The sequence below is a fragment of the Spirosoma sp. KCTC 42546 genome (assembly GCF_006965485.1).
Lineage (GTDB): Bacteria > Bacteroidota > Bacteroidia > Cytophagales > Spirosomataceae > Spirosoma.
In genome coordinates this window covers 2,559,663-2,577,005 of the sequence record NZ_CP041360.1, presented here as the reverse complement: position 1 = coordinate 2,577,005, position 17,343 = coordinate 2,559,663, and the positions used below count along the sequence as shown (strand labels likewise).

Sequence of the window (17,343 nt, the reverse complement as noted above, 5' to 3'; positions counted from 1 at the left end):
CTCGATTAGCAGCGTACCCTAAGCGCTGTTTCCTGAGGATTCATGTACCTGCCCAACTTAGCAACTTTAGAAATGTTCTAAAGTTTTTGGGAAGTTGATTTAATTAGGTAGGTCTTATTCTAACGGCCTTATCCTTTCATAAACCGCACTAAGCCCACTTCCACCAGCAAAAACGCTAATGCCGCCAGCAGGAAGTACTTCCAGAGACTTTTGCCCAAATTTTCCTGCTCCAGCACTTGTACAAAATCGCCATCCTGAATGCTGTCGAATACCTCAACATTAGGCTGATTGGCAAATGCCCGGCGAAGCTCGTCGGCTGAATAAAAATCCATTGACGACTCTTCGTTACCGTGATTAAAGGCGAGCAATCGCTCCGTTTTCCCGTCGCTGTTCTGCAACGCATAGTAGCCCGCTTCCACCTCCTGTCCAGCAGCCAGTTCGTTACTCTTGGGCATTTCGAGCAGGAGTTGATTGCCAACTACACGCTGAACCGGAATAATTTCCAGTTTATCGCGCTTCAATTTATATACTGACCGTTCGGACGGATTGCTCACTGGAATCGTCAACAGGTTATCATCGAATGAGTAGGCCGTCCGCTGCGCCCGAACGCTCAGGGCAGCCATTTTATACATAACCGGCACAAATAAGGCGTGTTCAGCCAGATTCCCGTAGGCCGACGATAGTGGGCTGGCAAGCACATAAACATTGCCAAAGGCGGTGCCACTACCCACCCTGGACTGAGTTAGTAATGGATTTCCATCACGCAGGGTTAGGAGTCGTTCTCCCGCACTCCAGCGCCAGACGGGCGCTGCCGTTGGCATGTTCAGCGGCTCGGATTGATAGCTCTGCTGAAAGACATCCCGGAAAAATGGAGTCCGTCGGTCAGGATCGGCCACGGGAACCGAGGTGGGGGCTGCGCCCGGCGAAGCCAAAACCTGCAGATTCCCAACCCCTAAACTTCGTAGAAATGGCTCGTACGAGGTTGCATTTGGCACAGCAGGCGGAATAATAGTTAAGCTACCACCCTGACGAACAAAGCGTTCCAGTTCAGAACGCAGGGTGCCATTTACATCAGCAACTCCCTCCAGAACAACTAAATCAGTTTCTTTCAACTGGCCCACATCGAAATTCTGGGCATTGAAACTCCGATGCACAAACAGGCTGTCGTTTGAATACACAGCATCTACATAAGGAGTTGTTCGCGTTGGTGAACCGGCCTGCTGTTCATACAAATGCAATACCCGAACAGCCGGAGACGCTTCAATGACAAAGAAATACTGGTTATCGAAGGTGATTGGGTAATCTTCAAACACAATCCGTCCCCGGTGGTACCCTTTCGAGGTCACATTGAAATTGAGTGACACCGTTGCCGATCCACCCGGCGGCAGCACGGCCGAAGCAGTTGACGTTTGTGTATCATCTAAATACAGGCGTATTGGCAGGTTCTTGACATTCTCCCGGCCCGCGTTATTGAGCTTAACGTTAATGCTGTTGTTCTGCATTTCCCGAATAAAGGGCGTGCTCAGCCACACGGAATCGACATACACGTTTTTAGTTGCCTGGGCATCCAATGGCACAATAAACAAACGATCGGTGGTGTCGATTTTAAGCCGCGATAAATCACCCGCGGTACTTTTCTGAAAATCGGAGAACCAGAACAACTGGTTTCGACCACCCGGATTGAGCGAACTCAGCAGGTTACGCTGTCGGCGGTAAACGGTTTCGAGCGTTCGGGGCGTATGGGCAAAGCGGATGGAGGTCACGCGGTCACGAACCGATTCGGCGGTTCCGGCCTGTTGCTCGGCCGCCGAAAAATCGTTGGTCAGTAGTTGAAGAGAAGAGGCATTGCGAAACAGTGTCAACAGTTCATCTAATTTGCCCGTAGCAATATCCAGGTAGCGCTTGGTATTCCGCTCATTCTGCATGCTGAACGAATTATCGACATACAGACTGGTAACGCCCTGCCGCGACAAACCCAGTTTATTTTTACTGGGGATAAACGGTTGTGCGAACGCCAGCACCAGACAGGCCAGAAATAAACAACGGCATGCCAGAATGAGCCAGTGTTTCAGCCGCCGAAACGATTTGGTTTCCGTTTGAACGCTCCGCAGTAAGGCAACATTCGTGAAAAATACCCGCCGTGTCCGCCGGAAATTAAACAGGTGAATAGCAATTGGAACCGACACGGCCATCAGGCCAAACAGAAAAGTAGGATAAAGGAAGTTCATTCAGGCAAAGTAAGAAGAGTCTGTCAATCGTCATACGATTGTCATTACTGGTCATTTGATAGGTATAAGGCAATCAATGACTAGCAATGACAATCGTATGACAACGACTAACAATTACGTGTCCATTTTATAAGTAACGACCTGATACAGGCCTTTCGTTTCTTTAGTGCCTAAGTTAGTCAGGGATTGTGATTTCGTAAAATGCTGTTTTGGTTTGCAGTACATCTGTATACGTAATTGACCCAGACTCATCGCCCACTGTTGTAAATTCATGGATGGGTGTATGCCCAACAACCTGATGGAATCCCGCTACGTAATCGGTTTTCGTTTCGGAACGGTCGGCCCAAATTGGTCCGCTAAACGGACTAGAGCCACCCCGTTTGGGACTAACCTCAAATAGTAGATTACGGAACCACGGCTCTCGCTGGTGGATCTCATTTACTAATTCGGCCAAATGATAATCGGGAGTTATGGCTAAGGATTCATTGTTGGTTTCCGTCAGTAATCGTTTAAGCCATTTATTGGTAATGCCCGCATGCGTAAACAGATAAGGCCCCTCCTGATGCGCTATTTGAAACAGATTTTGGTGTTTGGCAAAAAAGTCGCTCAACGTAGGTTGCGCCCAAGCCCGAAATCCAGAACAGCGATAGTGCGGAAAATGCAGGTATTGGGCATCGTGATTGCCAATCAGCAACACAAACTTATCTGGATTAGCCTGCTTTAACTGACTGATTTCAAGCAGATTCGTATAAATCGTTTCATCATCAACAATATAACTATCTGTATAATCGCCAAGGAAAATAATCTGGTCGTACTTGTCAAAATTAGCTTCCTTCCAGACGGTTCTTCCGTGAAGGTCACTGATGGTAAGGAATTTCATGAACGATCTTTTCTCCGCCAGATAAAACCATCCAGCACATAATGGGTCATTTGTGGGAGTGCGAGTAAAGGGACTAACAAAGCCAGCAGATGTTGTTCCGTTACAAGTGGAAGTGCCTGAAACCAGCCAAAAACCGTAGCGTGTTCGCGCCAGACGAGCCCATCCCACAAACCCTCTTCAAGATAAGCCAGAATACCGAGTAAACTAAAAAAAACAAGCCAACTAAACCTGTTTATTGATAATCCAGTAGAATTTTCCTGTTTCAAAGTCAGTTTCGGTCGGTCGCTGACCCAGATCAACGCCATATACGGAATACCGTGCGACACTACGTTGAGCATCGTAAACGCCAGATCCCCATTAAATTGAATGATCCCGAAATACCACGAACTAACCGTACCCGCAACCAACAAATTACGAGGCCAGTTAAGCTCACGGGAGCGGGCATATAGCCAACTTTCTTTTCCAACGTATAAGGCAAGCAAGAGCCAGTACAGAATTGTTGCCGTAATTTTCAGCCATTTTAGCTGCGGCTGAACAAAATCACCGTCAATGAACCAGTTAAAATGCCGCCCGGGAGTCAGGTGCCACCAAATGACAGGATATACTGTAGCCGCATAAATGACCAGTGTATCCAGTCCCCTTGACCAACCAGGTACATTGTCGAAACGGCTGTAGATGCGCATAAAGCCATACTGTTGGCGCACAAAATGAAAGACGGCCAAATACGCCAGTGCCCGCCAGAACCATAAGCTATTGACACTGTGCAGCAAGACCCCTCCCAGATAGCAACCCAATGGGATCATCAGAAATAATAGCCGCTGCTGCCGGAAACGCGCGCCGTTAAAATAGGTACGAAACAAAGTGCTGTACACATGCGCCACATCAACCAGCAACACCAGTATCACCCAGCCAACAAGTGGCATCTCGCTGGTGGTTTTGAACCGCTCCGGCAACAGCCATACGACCAGCAAGGCCAGAAATGGCGGAGCCAGTACATACAGGCCGTCGAAGCGGGCATTTTTTATCCAGGGCTGTTTCATCACGCCTTCGTAACTTCCTGAGCGGCCCGGATACCCTGATAAAATGCTTCCTCAAAAATGGAGATCCCACTTAAGTCGGAGTGAGCGAAAAATACCCGATTGTCAATGGGTTGACGAGCCCGCTGGCGTTCTGCTCCCCAAATAAAACCGGGTGATGGCGCAATCATACCATGCCCCCACAACCAGACATCCACTTGCGAAACATAAGGGGTTATGCCCGCATGTGCCATCTCTAATTCATTCAGAATCTGGTCCAGCCATTGTTCATAAGTCGTCGTATATGCCGTTCGTCGGGCAGCGTCCGGTTCCTGATCAGTGAGTGGTTTATAATACGTAATTACTTTTTGAGGAGTATCGTGCAGGTCCTGATGGTTAGCGGTAATGTAGCCAACCGATGGAGTATTATAGAGCACGTTATCCCAGCAAAGCGGCATACCTCTCCCCTGCGGTAGTCCTGAAATAGTCAGATTAGCCACCATCCAGGGGGCATATCGAAAACCCGCCAGATTGGTTCGCTCTGGATCAATAGAGCCAGTCAGGTGTTTTGTAATGAATTGTGGGGTTGCCATAATCACCTTACGCGCGTGAATTAGGATGGTATGATTAGTCTCAACATCGCAGGCTCGAACCGTCACGCCAGAACTACTGAGTTGCAGATCGTAGCCCAATAGGTTATGTCGGATCGGCGAATCCGCCTGCGCCCGAAGTTGATCGACCAGAAATCCGTTCCCTTGTGGCCAAGTCAGCACTGAGGCCGCAGTTGCGTTAGCGGCTTGTCCTTTCCGAGAAGCAAAATAGTGGATCCCCGCCCAGGCCGAGGTCGTTTCTAATGTGGCACCGTAATCATCACGACAGCAATAGGTCAGATACCAGCGTAGGTACGGCGACGTAAATCCTTCTTTATCAAGATAACCGGCAAATGAAATAGCGTCTAAAGCGCGAAACTGCGCATCGGTAGAGGATCGGTCGAGTGGAATCGTAAACGCATCGAGCCCATCGGTACCTTTCGCCTGCCTGAAGTGTTCAATCACTTCAAAAAAACGCCGAATCTGCTCTTTTTCGATCTCCGGCACACCTGTTTCCGGCACAAGCCCCTCCTGCCAGAAACCATTAATAAACAGGCGTTCTTCAGGATCGTGACAAAGGAAGTAATCGTTATATATCGGCCGTTTCTCCGCATCGAAACCTGTACAGACCTCGCTCTCCTGTAAGAAATCAAGCAGTTCTTTATGCCGAAGATCCGGAACTGGCAGGTAATGCGCGCCAAATGGATAGGCAGAAACGGCGTTTTGTCCATAGGCCGCGTTGCCGCCCGTTTGCGTATCCATTTCCACCAACATCACCTCCCGAACGCCCTGCTGATGCAACCACCGCCGTGCCGATAAGCCCGAAACACCGCCACCAATAATGAGGACATCGGTCGTTAGCTGCCCGGCAATCGGCAACTTGTGTAATGCTGGAATTGCTCTGAGTTTGTGGCCAGTCTGATGATTGGCACCCACCATCCCACCTTTAATATGGCTACTCGAACGTGATGGGGAGCAGGCAGGTAATCCAGTAGCGCCGATCATCAAGGCCCCCACGCCAAGGCCTGCCTGTACCAAAAATTCGCGTCGGCTGGCCGTTGGCCCTTCGTATTGGTCAGCGTTATTGTCCATAAGGTGCCCACTCTTCTTCAAACGACTGTACCAGAACCTGATTATTCAATTTATTGACCGCTGCTGGCACTTCCGACATATCGGGTGGAAAATAAAGCATATCCCGGAGGGTAGCCGTATTAGTATAGCGAAGCCCCTTCGGCAGTGGGCCATCTACGCGCCAGTGCCGATTGCGGAGCGCCAACACATACCCCCACTCACCAAACGACGGCACATAAGCATGGTAAGGAATGGTCTGAAAACCAACCGCTGCCAGCGTGTTCCGGATACACCAGAACGATTTCCGAGCTACATAAGGCGACGTCGACTGTACTACCACTAGCCCATCGGGTGCCAGCCGCTTTTCCAGCTCGGCATAAAAAGTGGTACTGTAAAGCTTGCCAATTGAATAATTCGACGGGTCGGGGAAGTCCACAATAATAACGTCATAGTGGATGGTGTCCTGGCGTATCCAGGTAAACGCGTCGTTATTGATAACCTGCACCTTAGGGGATAACAACGACCGCTGATTAAGCTTCAGTAGTGTTTCATTCTGCTGAAACAAACTCGTCATTCCTGGGTCCAGATCGACCAGACGAATGTGCTGAATAGCCGGATATTTGAGCAGTTCCCGCACGGCCATTCCATCGCCCCCACCCAGCACCAGTACGCGTTGTGCGTTGGGGCGCGCCTGCATGGCCGGATGTACAAGAGCCTCGTGGTAACGATACTCATCGGCCGAACTGAATTGCAGATTGCCGTTCAGATAAAGCCGGAGTTCGCGGTTGTTCCGGGTCAGCACAATCCGTTGATAGGGCGTACTTTTGCTGTAAATAACCGTATCCTGAAACGATACGCCTTCGGCATACGACATGATGCGTTCGGCATAAATAAAACCAGCGGTTAATAGAATAACGGAGGCCACTAGTACGATCGTGAATCCAGGCCGGAATGCGCGGGTTTCAGCAAATCGATACAGCAGGAACCCCGCCACACCGATATTCAGTAAGCCAAAAAACAGGGAGGTGCGAATCAGGCCGAGTTGCGGAATCAGAATCAGGGGAAAGATTAACGATGCCAGCAGTGCCCCAATGTAATCGAATGTAAACACACGGGAAACCAGGTCTTTGAACGACAGTTGGTTCTCCAGAATGCGCATGAGCAGTGGAATTTCCAGCCCGACCAAAATACCCGTTAACCCGACCAACGTGTACAACACCAACCGAAATGAGGCCACATAATCAAACAGGACAAACAGCAACGGCGCACTGCATCCGCCAACAATACCCACCAGAAGTTCAATTCGAATAAACCACTTAAGCAGGTTACCATCGAGGTATTTAGAGAGCCATGAGCCGATGCCCATCGAGAATAGATAGACCCCGATGATGGTTGAAAACTGCATGACCGAATCGCCCAGCAGATAGCTTGCGAGCGTACCGGCTACGAGTTCGTAAATCAGCCCGCAGGTCGAAATAACAAATACCGACACCAGCAACAGCCAATGCAGGGAAGTTAATCCCGGCCTGACCGCCACCCGCTCTTCGTCACTAACCATGAATGGCAGAACTGATAATAATGGAAACGGCAATCATGAACGCAGCCGCCAGAATGGCCAGGGCAACATTTTGCTCGTCAACAATTTTCTTCCAGAGATTTTCGGGCGCAATTTTCTCAATAATGACAAAACTGATGATCAGTATCGCAATACCCAGCAGTGAGTAAACAATGGAGGCCGTAATGTACTTGTATTCCATGTTGGAGGTAAGGTTATTTATGATAAAATCGGGAATAGCCGCGACTGCCGCCAGAATGGCCTGAACCACCATAGTAGCCCTGTTTGTTTTCAATACTCTCATTGTCGTCGCCCAGTAAACGTGTTCCGGTAAGACCAGCCCACACAAATCCGCCAAGCGCAAGGAGCGCAACTACTACATAGTATTTTATTTTGGCCAGTTCTTTACTCATAGTTATGATTTATCCTCCTCTGTATAAACCTTAGAATAATCACTATTGCTCCAGCGCTGGCTCTCATGCCATTGCTTATTCACAAAGAGACTAATTGGGTAAATAGAAAATAATAAAAGGAGCAAAGCAATATTGGAGCCCAGCATGGTGTTTTGCGTGATACCAATACTGAACGATACTGGTTTACCCAGATCTCTGGCAGGATATATATTTACATGATAACGCCCTGACGGAATCCGTGATAAAACAGCATCATCATCACGACTACCCTCCGACCAGCTTTCGCCACCTTCTACGCCATAATAATATTCCAGCGTCTTACTAAATTCATAAACTCTGCCCGATTGCTCGTTGATTAACGTAACCGGTAATTCAATCCACTGATTATCAAGCGAGGCCGACAGATTAAACGCCAGTACGGTAGGGCCATCTACATCAAATGAAGACGTAATAATTGGTTTGATCGTACCCGACGAATCTGATTCAGTTTGATAGGACTCTTTAAGCAGTTGTGTTGACGGTTTTACAATACTGAGAATAACCTGAAGTACAAAAACGGCAACCAGGAGCATACCTGTAAATGCCAGTAACGTACCCGAACGATCATCAGGGTCGGCAGGTTCAATAGCCCCAACACCGGATGGAGCTGGCAACACGTCCTTTGCAATGCCAAAAGCTGTTGCCAATTCTGAACGGGAAATATAGCGGGCTTTGTACCACTTGGAATCAGTTGCTCCCTGTTCACTAATGAGCATGGAAGGGGGCCGAATGTATTCAGAGATCGTCAGCTTTTCGTCCTCCAGACAATTCCAGTCGAACTCCCCTACGGCGTTAAGTAGTTCAGGTTTATATTGGTTATAGAGCCAGTATTGACCTTCATCGGTGTTGATCGTATACGTTTTGCCGCCAACATGGTAGTGCGAATACGTGTGATCCGTTGGCTCAATAACCATCCAGTGCCCGTTGTATTCAGCCAGTTGGCTGTAGCGTCCATCCTGTCGCAACAGCATGTATTCTAGCCACCTGTAAAATGAACCAGCCTCTTTTTTATGCAGTAGACCCACCACCCGAACGAACTGACCATTCAGGTAGCCTTCTGAGCCAATTGGCAAAACGGGTGTTGCCGTAGAGGGTTGAAACGTAGTCAGAATTTCGGGCGGACCTTCGTTTTCGTACTTAAAAAACGCATGGCAGTTTGGACAGCCATAGTATGAACTACCCGATACATCATAATAGGTAATCGTGGTTTGACAGTTGGGGCAAGTAAGCGTGGCCGACGGGAACGTATGGCCAGAGAGAGCCATGTTTGTCATCGGTTGAGTTCCTGTTTAGAGAGTTCGGTTGCCTCAAAATAGGTCAGCACATCCCTATAAAACTGCTGGGTTTTGGCCGTATTGTCCTTTAGGTAGTTTGATAGAAAAACGTCGAAGGTAGCGATTCCTAATTCTGGCCAGGTATGAATCGATACGTGCGATTCGGTTAGGCAGACTACAGCGGTGAACCCTCCGTTTGGAAAAACGTGATAAACTTCACCCACCTTCGTTAAGGTTAGCGCGTCAATTAGCCGGTTGAATGTAGCCTGACAGCCCCCCACGTTTGTGAGGCAATCAGGTGTCGAGGCAAATGTTGACAACAGATGCAAGCCCGGTCGGTAGGCAGTCATGCGTTTAGGCTACAGGAACGATTGTGAAATATAAGCCACAAAGTTATTCGTAGTTAATTTCCTCGCTCAAAAAATAGAACACCGGTTCCTGTACTGGATAACAGGCATAAAAAAGCCCCAACTGGTTTCCAGTTGGGGCAGAATTCAGAACCTGGATTTTTGTGATTTAACTGATTATTATGATTTTTCTTTCAGCGAAAGCCTTATCACAAAATCAAAGTCAGTCAGTTAAATCAAATAAATCCCGGTTAAGACTATAGCGTCCGTTTCACTTCTTTCAATTCGAAGCTTTCGATCACATCGCCGACTTCGATATCGTTGAAGTTCTTGATGCTCAGACCACATTCGTAACCAAACTTCACTTCGCTCACATCTTCCTTAAAGCGTTTCAGCGCACTGATTTCGCCTGTATGAATTACGATAAAGTCGCGAATGATACGAATCTTGTTGTTCCGCTTGATATTACCTTCCGTTACGTAGCAACCTGCCACGGTACCGATTTTGCTAATCTTGAATACGTCACGGACTTCAATATTACCTACAATAACTTCTTCAACCGTCGGTGCCAATAAGCCTTCCATGGCATCTCGTACCTCGTTGATAGCGTCGTAGATAATTGAGTAGAGACGAATTTCGATCTGCTCCTGCTCTGCTAACCGGCGGGCACTTGATGAAGGCCGTACCTGGAAGCCGACAATTACCGCATCTGAAGCCGAAGCCAACAGAACGTCCGACTCGGAAATCTGTCCAACTGCTTTGTGGATGATGTTCACCTGAACCTCTTCCGTAGAGAGTTGCAACAGCGAATCAGAGAGCGCTTCTACTGAACCGTCCACGTCACCTTTCACAATCACGTTCAATTCTTTGAAGGTACCAATCGCTTTCCGGCGACCGATTTCTTCCAGTGTAATGTGCTTACGGGTGCGTAGCGTTTGCTCACGCAGAAGCTGTTCGCGTTTGTTCGCAATTTCGCGGGCCTCACGGTCCGTTTCCATTACATTGAACTTATCACCTGCCTGCGGTGCGCCTGGCAGACCCAGAATCTGAACTGGTGTTGCCGGACCAGCTTCTTTGATACGCTCACCCCGGTCGTTGGTCATAGCCCGAATGCGACCATAGTGGGCGCCTACGAGCATAATATCGCCTTGGTGGAGTGTGCCATTTTCGACTAGTACAGTCGACACGTAACCCCGCCCCTTGTCGAGTGAGGCTTCAATAACTGTACCTAATGCACGCCGGTTTGGATTGGCTTTCAGTTCGAGCAGTTCAGCTTCAAGCAGAACTTTTTCGAGCAGATCATCGACACCCATACCGGACTTCGACGAAATTTCCTGTGCCTGATATTTACCGCCCCATTCTTCAACAAGCATATTCATAGACGCTAACTCAGCCCGAATTTTCTCGGCATCAGCACCTGGTTTATCTACTTTCGAGAAAGCAAACACGATGGGTACACCGGCCACTTGTGCGTGGTTGATGGCTTCGCGTGTTTGTGGCATAATGCTGTCATCAGCCGCAATTACGATAATAACTACGTCCGTTACTTTAGCACCCCGAGCACGCATGGCCGTAAAGGCTTCGTGACCCGGTGTATCCAGGAACGTAATCATACGGTCATCAGTGGTTTTAACGCTGTAGGCACCAATGTGCTGCGTAATACCCCCTGCTTCACCAGCTGCTACTTTCGCCCGGCGGATATAGTCAAGTAAGGATGTTTTACCATGGTCAACGTGACCCATGATCGTAACGATTGGCGCACGAGGCTGTAAATCGTCTGGTTCATCGGCTTCAACATCAATACCGGCTTCGGTTTCATCTTCTGCCGATATAAATTGTACATCATACCCAAATTCATCGGCAATAACGGTAATCGCTTCAGCATCTAAACGTTGGTTGATCGAGACGAACATTCCAAGGTTTAAACAAACCGAAATAACTTCGTTAATGGACACATCCATCAAGGAGGCCAGATCGTTTGCCGAAACAAACTCAGTTACTTTCAGGATTTTTGCTTCCAGTTCCTCCTGTTCATTCAACAAACGGCGATCTTCTTCGCGCTGGCTCCGGCGATCTCGTCGGCGATCAGCACCCCGGTTGGGCGTATTGCCCTGCATCCGGGCGTTGGTTTGCTGGATTGCCTTCCGAACATCGGCTTGGGTTGGCGCTTCGCGACGACCGCCACCACCCCGGTTGGCATTGTTACCTCCGCCACCGCGATTTTGGCCTTGTCCAGTTCCGCCACCACCGGCGCGATTACCACCGCCCGTACGATTGTTGTTGGCGTTATTGCCAGAAGCGGCACCAGCTTGTCCTCCACGATTGGCGGTATTGGTGCCCTGATTCTGACCTGTACCACCACCAGCGCGATTAGCTGGTGCCTGATTCCGGTCGCCCTCACGTGGCGCACCCTGACCTTGGCCTTGCGGACGATTATTTCCATCGCGCGGAGCCGTGTTGCCACCTGCCTGGTTACGATCACCTTGCGGACGATCACCCGGAGTGCGGTTTGCGGGACCACGATCACCTTCACGTGGAGCCCGATCATTGCGGTTATTACCACCCTGACCTTGTTGTTGGCCACCGCCACCCTGATTCGGTTGTGCAGTGCTACCAACAGCACCTTCACGTCCACCACGAATCCGTTTGCGTTTTTTCTTATCAGCATTGCTGTTACCGCCCCCCTGACGAGGGTTATTAACAGGCAATTCAATTTTACCAAGAATTTTCAGCCCGCCTAATTGATGACTACCAGCCGCACGAATAGTTTCGGTTGGTGCCTCTTCCTCAGAAGTTACAGGCGGTTTAGCTTGTGGGGTTTCTGATTTAGGCTTAACAGGAACTGTTGGCTTCGGTGCTTCAGCACGAGCCACAGGTTTCTGAACCTCAGGGGTAACCACAGGTTGGGAAGCCTCAACTTTTGCCACAGGTGCCTGTACTGGCGCTGGTGGATTTGTATTGGTTACTACCGGGGGCACTTCCTTAGGAGGAGCACTTACAGTTGGTGTACTTGTCTGAACAGGTGTAACTTGAACGGGAGCTACCGGAACAGGTTTCACCTCAGCAGGTTGAGCTGGTACTACAGGCTTTACAGCCTCTACTTCTGGCTTAGCAACTGGTGGTTGAACCGTTACTGGCTTGGGCACTTCTGCTACCACTGGTGTGGGCGCAGGTGCACTAACCGGCTGAGCCAAACTTTCTGAAGGTTTGGGAGCATCTACCGGTTTTACCTCCTGTGGTGGCGTCACTTTCGCTTGCGGCACAGGGGGAGCAGGTATAACTGGCTTTGCATTCAAATCAATTTTACCCACTACTTTCAATCCTGGCAAACCTGTCTGAGCAGTTTGTAGAATTGGTTTCGACTCAATTGGAGCCTCCTTGGGTAATTCAGCCGGAGCTGATTCTGGTTTGTTTTCGACAATTGGACGTCTCGCGTCATCACGACGGTACAAAACGACATCCTCCTCCTGACGACGCGGTGGCTCGGCGACCGCAACCGGCGGTTCGGCTCGACGAGCTCCGTTCAGGAGTTCCGTTGATTTATACTCCTTCGCTAACACCTCCAACTGTTCCATGTTGATTTTGGTGTTAGGATTAACTTCGACCTTAAACCCTTTGGCAGACAGACTACCCGCAACAGAGGAGAGTCCTTTGTTGAGAATTTTTGCCACTTGGCTTAGGCGCATTGACTTTTCTTCTGCCATACTTCGGTCTATATTCCGCAAATTTAATGGTTGTTGGTATCTTATGAACACCACTTACAACAATAAAAATCCCGCATTTTCATAATGTACAATGAATAATGTAAAATGGGCAGTGTTTCTCCGCCGTCATTCTACATTATTCATTGTACATTTTTCTTTATTCAAACTCCTGTTTCAGAATATTCACAATTTCTTCAACAGTATCTTCTTCCAGGTCGGTTCGGCGAACGAGTTCCTCTTTGCTCAGGGCCAGTACACTTTTTGCGGTGTCGAGACCTACTTTACGGAGTTCGTTGATCATCCATTCGTCAATTTCGTCGGAAAATTCCATTAGGTCAACGTCTTCATCGTCCTCCTGGCCTTCGTTATCGCGGAATACGTCAATCTCCATGTCAACCAATCGACCGGCCAGTTTGATATTCTGACCTCCTTTACCAATTGCCAGTGAAACCTGGTCAGGTTTCAGGAAAACTGATACACGTTTGGTCTCCCGGTCGATCTGCATCGTACTGATTTTAGCAGGACTAAGCGCCCGGCTAATTAGCAGTTCGAGGTTTTCGGTATAGTTAATGACGTCGATATTTTCGTTGCCCAGTTCACGTACAATACCATGAATCCGGGAACCTTTCATACCAACACAAGCGCCCACTGGATCAATACGATCATCATAGGATTCAACGGCCACCTTAGCCCGTTCGCCCGGCTCCCGAACAATTTTGCGGATTGAAATAAGGCCATCATAAATTTCCGGCACTTCAATTTCAAACAAGCGCTCCAAAAACACCGGCGATGTCCGCGACAAAACGATTTTAGGCGTTCCGTTTATCATTTCTACCCGGCTAATAACCGCCTTTACGGCTTCACCCTTCCGGTAACGATCTTTCGGAATTTGCTCCGTACGGGGCAGACTCAGTTCGTTATTTTCTGAATCGACCAGAATGATTTCGTGCTTCAGCAGTTGATATACTTCGGCACCAACCAAATCGCCGACCTGATCTTTATACTTCTGATAAAGGAGTTCTTTCTCCATATCCTTTATCTTCTGGATCAATGTCTGACGGGCTGTCTGCACAACACGCCGTCCAAAATCCTCCAGTTTTACTTCTTCGGCAACCTGTTCGCCTACTTCAAAGTCGTCCTGAATTTTGCGGGCTTCGGCAAGGGGGATTTTATCGTAATCCCAAATATCTTCGGAGTTATCGTCTACGATTTCGCGTGTACGCCACATTTCCAGATCGCCACTTTCGGCATTGATAATGACGTCGAAATTCTCGTCGGTACCATACTTTTTACGAATCATTGTCCGGAAGACTTCTTCCAGAATGGCGATCATGGTGGGCCGGTCAATATTTTTCGACCGGGCGAAATCAGCAAACGATTCGATTAATAGTCCACTGGTCATTCTTGTTGAAAGTTTTCGGTTTTCGGTTTATGGTTTACTGTTGGCTAACGCATACGTATTGCCAGGAACAGTAAACCATAAACCGAAAACTATTTAAATGATACTTCTACATGCGCCTTTTTTACTTCTCCGAAGGCAATCGGTGTTGGGCCGACAGGTGATGCTTCAGTAGTTAAATCAGCTTCCTTTTTCTTTTTACTCTTCGACTTCTTTTCGGCTTCAATGTCCAGCACGATATGATCATCGGCAACAGACTCCAGTTTACCTTTTCGGGTAGTTCCATCAACTAGGGTTACAATTAACTGACGCCCTACATTACGGACGAACTGACGGGGAAACATCAGCGGGAAATCAACACCTGGTGATGAAACTTCGAGGGTAAACGGCGCTTCACCAAAAAAATTAAGTTCATCCATTTGTGCACCCAGCCTACGGCTAACATTGGCACACTCTTCGATGGTAATTCCAGCATCACTATCGAGCAGAATGGTCACTTTAATGCGGCCACCCTGACGACCAACTACCTGAACATCAACAACATAAAGTTGATCGTTGTTTAGGTAGGGCTGGAGGAGTTCGGTTATTTTTGCTTTGTCGTCCATAAGGTAAGGCTAACAAAAAAGGGAGTGCGACTCCCTTTTTTGATCAATGCCATATGGTTTTTGTGCCACAAAGATAATGCATTTCTGTGTGCATAGCAAGCCCTGGATTTGAGCTAACAGTGGGCATTCCAGTCATTATACGTTATTTTTGGCATCTTCAAGGTATCTGTCTTGCTCCAAGACGACAGTATGACGATAAGAATGCGCGTTGGGCAGCTCATTGCCTTTTTTTTCCGGTCCTTGTTGTGGTCAATCAATTTAGTGCTGGCAGCCTATACGTGTCTGGCTTATTGGCTGCTTCACAGCCTGCAAATTGAACATTGGGTAGCCGGTATGATCATGATTACAATACCAGTTGTGTGGGTATTGAATTTGATCATCGTTTTTTTGTGGTTAACCACCCGTCCCTGGCGTAGCTGGCTGTCGGGCGTGACTTTATTAATTGGCATTCTTTTATTCGGCTATCGCACGTTCGTCTGGCATCAGCCAGCAGAAAAACCTACACAAGGCACTTCTGTTAAGGTATTTAGCTACAATGTGCAGGCATTTGGCGAAGAAGAAGCCTGGGAGCGAAATAAGAGCTCACCCCGTGTTCGGCGAATACTTAGTTACGTATTCCACTATGATGCGCCGATCAAATGTTTTCAGGAATTTTATAACTCAACAAAAGTCCCGGATTATGATCTCGTCGGGCGGTTTCAGCGAGGGGGCTATCCGTATTCTGCATTTCTGCATCCCGAAATGGCTCAGACAGCCAACGGTGACATTGGAATAGCTATCTTTTCTATTTACCCCATTGTCGATTCGGGACGTGAATCGTTTGGAACCCATAATGGCCTTGTCTGGGCCAATATAAAAATAGGGAACGATACCATCCGGATCATCAATGTACATTTACATTCGATGGGTATTCGAGTTGGTAAAGTATTGAAACAGAAGCAAATGAAGGGTGTCCAGCATGAGACCCGGGGGGTATTGAGTGCGTTACGAACCGGATTTATCGACCGCAATGCGGAAGTCCGTATCGTTGAAGAATATATTCGTACGAGTCCTTACCCAGTAATTGTCACCGGCGACCATAACGACACGCCCTATAGTGTGGTGTATGAACGACTGCATCGACTGTTACCCAATACATATGAAGAGGCAGGGCGCGGCTTTGGCTTTAGTTACAACCGTCTACCTGGATTCATTCGTATAGACCATCAGTTTCATGATCCCAAGTTGCCCGTGTTAAACTTCGAGACAATTAACTATATCCGTTACTCCGACCACTACCCCATTGTGGGAACGTATTTGGTAAAGTAGTAGATTGGTATACTAGTCGATTAGGTGTAGTAGGTCTATTCAAGGATGTATCCACTCCACTTAATTTACTTACTACACCTACTTCACAAAATCACGGGTGTGCATTCACCCATTCCTCACCGTCGGTAAAAACTTCTTTCTTCCAGATAGGAACGGTCTGTTTGATGGTGTCAATAATGTAGCGGCAGGCATCGAAGGCATCGGCACGATGAGCGGTTGCTACGCCGATAAAAACAGCCATTTCCCCGATTGTTAAAGTGCCTTTGCGGTGAATAATTGCATAGCGAAGAATGGGCCATTGCTGTTGGGCTTCGTCCGCAATTTTTTGCATTTCAGTGATCGCCATACGGTCGTAGGCTTCGTATTCGAGCCGGTCAACCGGACGTTCCTGCGTATTATCACGTACAACCCCTAAAAATAAATCAATAGCTCCTGCCTGATCAGATTGCAGATAGGCCAAAGCGGTGGCAACGTCAATTGGGTCAACAGTAAGCGTGATCATCAAAATAATGGATAATGAATAATTAATATTACAGACTACCTACCCTCCGCTGACAGGCGGAATAAGGGCAATTTCATCATTCCGGTTAAGGAGTTGATCGGCCTCAGCATATTCCCCATTGACGGCCACCAGTAACGACCGGATACCGGCGAGGGCAGGAAATTGCTGATGCAGCTTACTGAGCATATCACTAACCCGCGAATCATCATCTAACGTAATTGAAACAGTTGATTGGCCTGTCAAATCGCGAGTGATCCCAAACAAAAGTACTGAAACAGGTAAATCCATGTGTTAATTATAATCCGGAAACGGAACCTATACAAAGAACGTAACAAAGGTTGATCGAAGTTCGCGAACTGCCAATAAAAAGGGTGTCACTGGTTTTACGAAGTGACACCCTTTTTACTTAAAC

15 protein-coding genes are annotated in these 17,343 nt (G+C 48.1%); 1 reads left to right on the top strand and 14 read right to left on the bottom strand.

Annotated features, from left to right (window positions below; translation table 11 throughout):
• Window positions 1-128: 128 nt before the first annotated feature.
• The 12 genes from EXU85_RS10410 to rimP form a co-directional block, all read right to left on the bottom strand.
• Window positions 129-2,228: a BatA domain-containing protein gene (locus EXU85_RS10410; protein ID WP_142772023.1), complete on the bottom strand. Its 2,100-nt coding sequence runs from the start codon at window positions 2,226-2,228 to the stop codon at window positions 129-131.
• A 175-nt stretch (window positions 2,229-2,403) separates the two neighbouring features.
• On the bottom strand, window positions 2,404-3,108 hold the full coding sequence (locus EXU85_RS10405) for a metallophosphoesterase (RefSeq protein WP_142772022.1): 705 nt from the start codon (window positions 3,106-3,108) through the stop codon (window positions 2,404-2,406).
• On the bottom strand, window positions 3,105-4,148 hold the full coding sequence (locus EXU85_RS10400; protein WP_142772021.1) for a hypothetical protein: 1,044 nt from the start codon (window positions 4,146-4,148) through the stop codon (window positions 3,105-3,107). Before EXU85_RS10400 ends, EXU85_RS10405 begins: the two co-directional genes overlap by 4 nt.
• The gene (locus EXU85_RS10395; protein WP_142772020.1) at window positions 4,148-5,806 is read right to left on the bottom strand and encodes an NAD(P)/FAD-dependent oxidoreductase; all 1,659 of its coding nucleotides are present in this window, start codon (window positions 5,804-5,806) and stop codon (window positions 4,148-4,150) included. The genes EXU85_RS10400 and EXU85_RS10395 overlap by 1 nt, the downstream gene beginning before the upstream one ends.
• Window positions 5,796-7,343, bottom strand: coding sequence for a polyamine aminopropyltransferase (locus tag EXU85_RS10390; protein WP_142772019.1), 1,548 nt, complete (start codon window positions 7,341-7,343; stop codon window positions 5,796-5,798). Before EXU85_RS10390 ends, EXU85_RS10395 begins: the two co-directional genes overlap by 11 nt.
• Window positions 7,336-7,542 (bottom strand): DUF350 domain-containing protein, encoded by a 207-nt coding sequence (locus EXU85_RS10385; RefSeq protein ID WP_142772018.1) that lies wholly within the window; start codon window positions 7,540-7,542, stop codon window positions 7,336-7,338. Before EXU85_RS10385 ends, EXU85_RS10390 begins: the two co-directional genes overlap by 8 nt.
• Window positions 7,543-7,555: 13 nt before the next feature.
• The gene (locus EXU85_RS10380; protein WP_142772017.1) at window positions 7,556-7,753 is read right to left on the bottom strand and encodes a hypothetical protein; all 198 of its coding nucleotides are present in this window, start codon (window positions 7,751-7,753) and stop codon (window positions 7,556-7,558) included.
• 2 nt (window positions 7,754-7,755) lie between these two features.
• Window positions 7,756-9,057, bottom strand: a complete 1,302-nt coding sequence (locus tag EXU85_RS10375) for a DUF4178 domain-containing protein (RefSeq protein WP_246859496.1) — start codon at window positions 9,055-9,057, stop codon at window positions 7,756-7,758.
• A 5-nt stretch (window positions 9,058-9,062) separates the two neighbouring features.
• Window positions 9,063-9,416, bottom strand: coding sequence for an S-adenosylmethionine decarboxylase family protein (locus tag EXU85_RS10370; protein WP_142772015.1), 354 nt, complete (start codon window positions 9,414-9,416; stop codon window positions 9,063-9,065).
• Window positions 9,417-9,670: 254 nt separating this feature from the next.
• Window positions 9,671-13,117: a translation initiation factor IF-2 gene (infB, locus tag EXU85_RS10365; RefSeq protein ID WP_142772014.1), complete on the bottom strand. Its 3,447-nt coding sequence runs from the start codon at window positions 13,115-13,117 to the stop codon at window positions 9,671-9,673.
• Between the two features lie 157 nt (window positions 13,118-13,274).
• Window positions 13,275-14,519: a transcription termination factor NusA gene (nusA, locus tag EXU85_RS10360; protein WP_142772013.1), complete on the bottom strand. Its 1,245-nt coding sequence runs from the start codon at window positions 14,517-14,519 to the stop codon at window positions 13,275-13,277.
• An 89-nt stretch (window positions 14,520-14,608) separates the two neighbouring features.
• A complete protein-coding gene (rimP, locus tag EXU85_RS10355) occupies window positions 14,609-15,121 on the bottom strand; it encodes a ribosome maturation factor RimP (protein ID WP_142772012.1) in 513 nt (170 codons plus the stop codon).
• 189 nt (window positions 15,122-15,310) lie between these two features.
• Between rimP and EXU85_RS10350 the strand changes: the two genes are divergently transcribed.
• Window positions 15,311-16,429 carry an endonuclease/exonuclease/phosphatase family protein gene (locus EXU85_RS10350; protein ID WP_142772011.1) on the top strand — a complete coding sequence of 373 codons (1,119 nt, stop codon included), beginning with the start codon at window positions 15,311-15,313 and terminating at the stop codon, window positions 16,427-16,429.
• A gap of 91 nt (window positions 16,430-16,520) precedes the next feature.
• Here the strand turns inward: EXU85_RS10350 and EXU85_RS10345 are convergent, their stop codons facing one another.
• Together EXU85_RS10345 and EXU85_RS10340 are read right to left on the bottom strand one after the other, a co-directional pair.
• Complete coding sequence (locus tag EXU85_RS10345) at window positions 16,521-16,931, bottom strand: molybdenum cofactor biosynthesis protein MoaE (protein ID WP_142772010.1); 411 nt, start codon at window positions 16,929-16,931, stop codon at window positions 16,521-16,523.
• 39 nt (window positions 16,932-16,970) lie between these two features.
• On the bottom strand, window positions 16,971-17,219 hold the full coding sequence (locus EXU85_RS10340) for a MoaD/ThiS family protein (RefSeq protein ID WP_142772009.1): 249 nt from the start codon (window positions 17,217-17,219) through the stop codon (window positions 16,971-16,973).
• Window positions 17,220-17,343 lie beyond the last annotated feature (124 nt).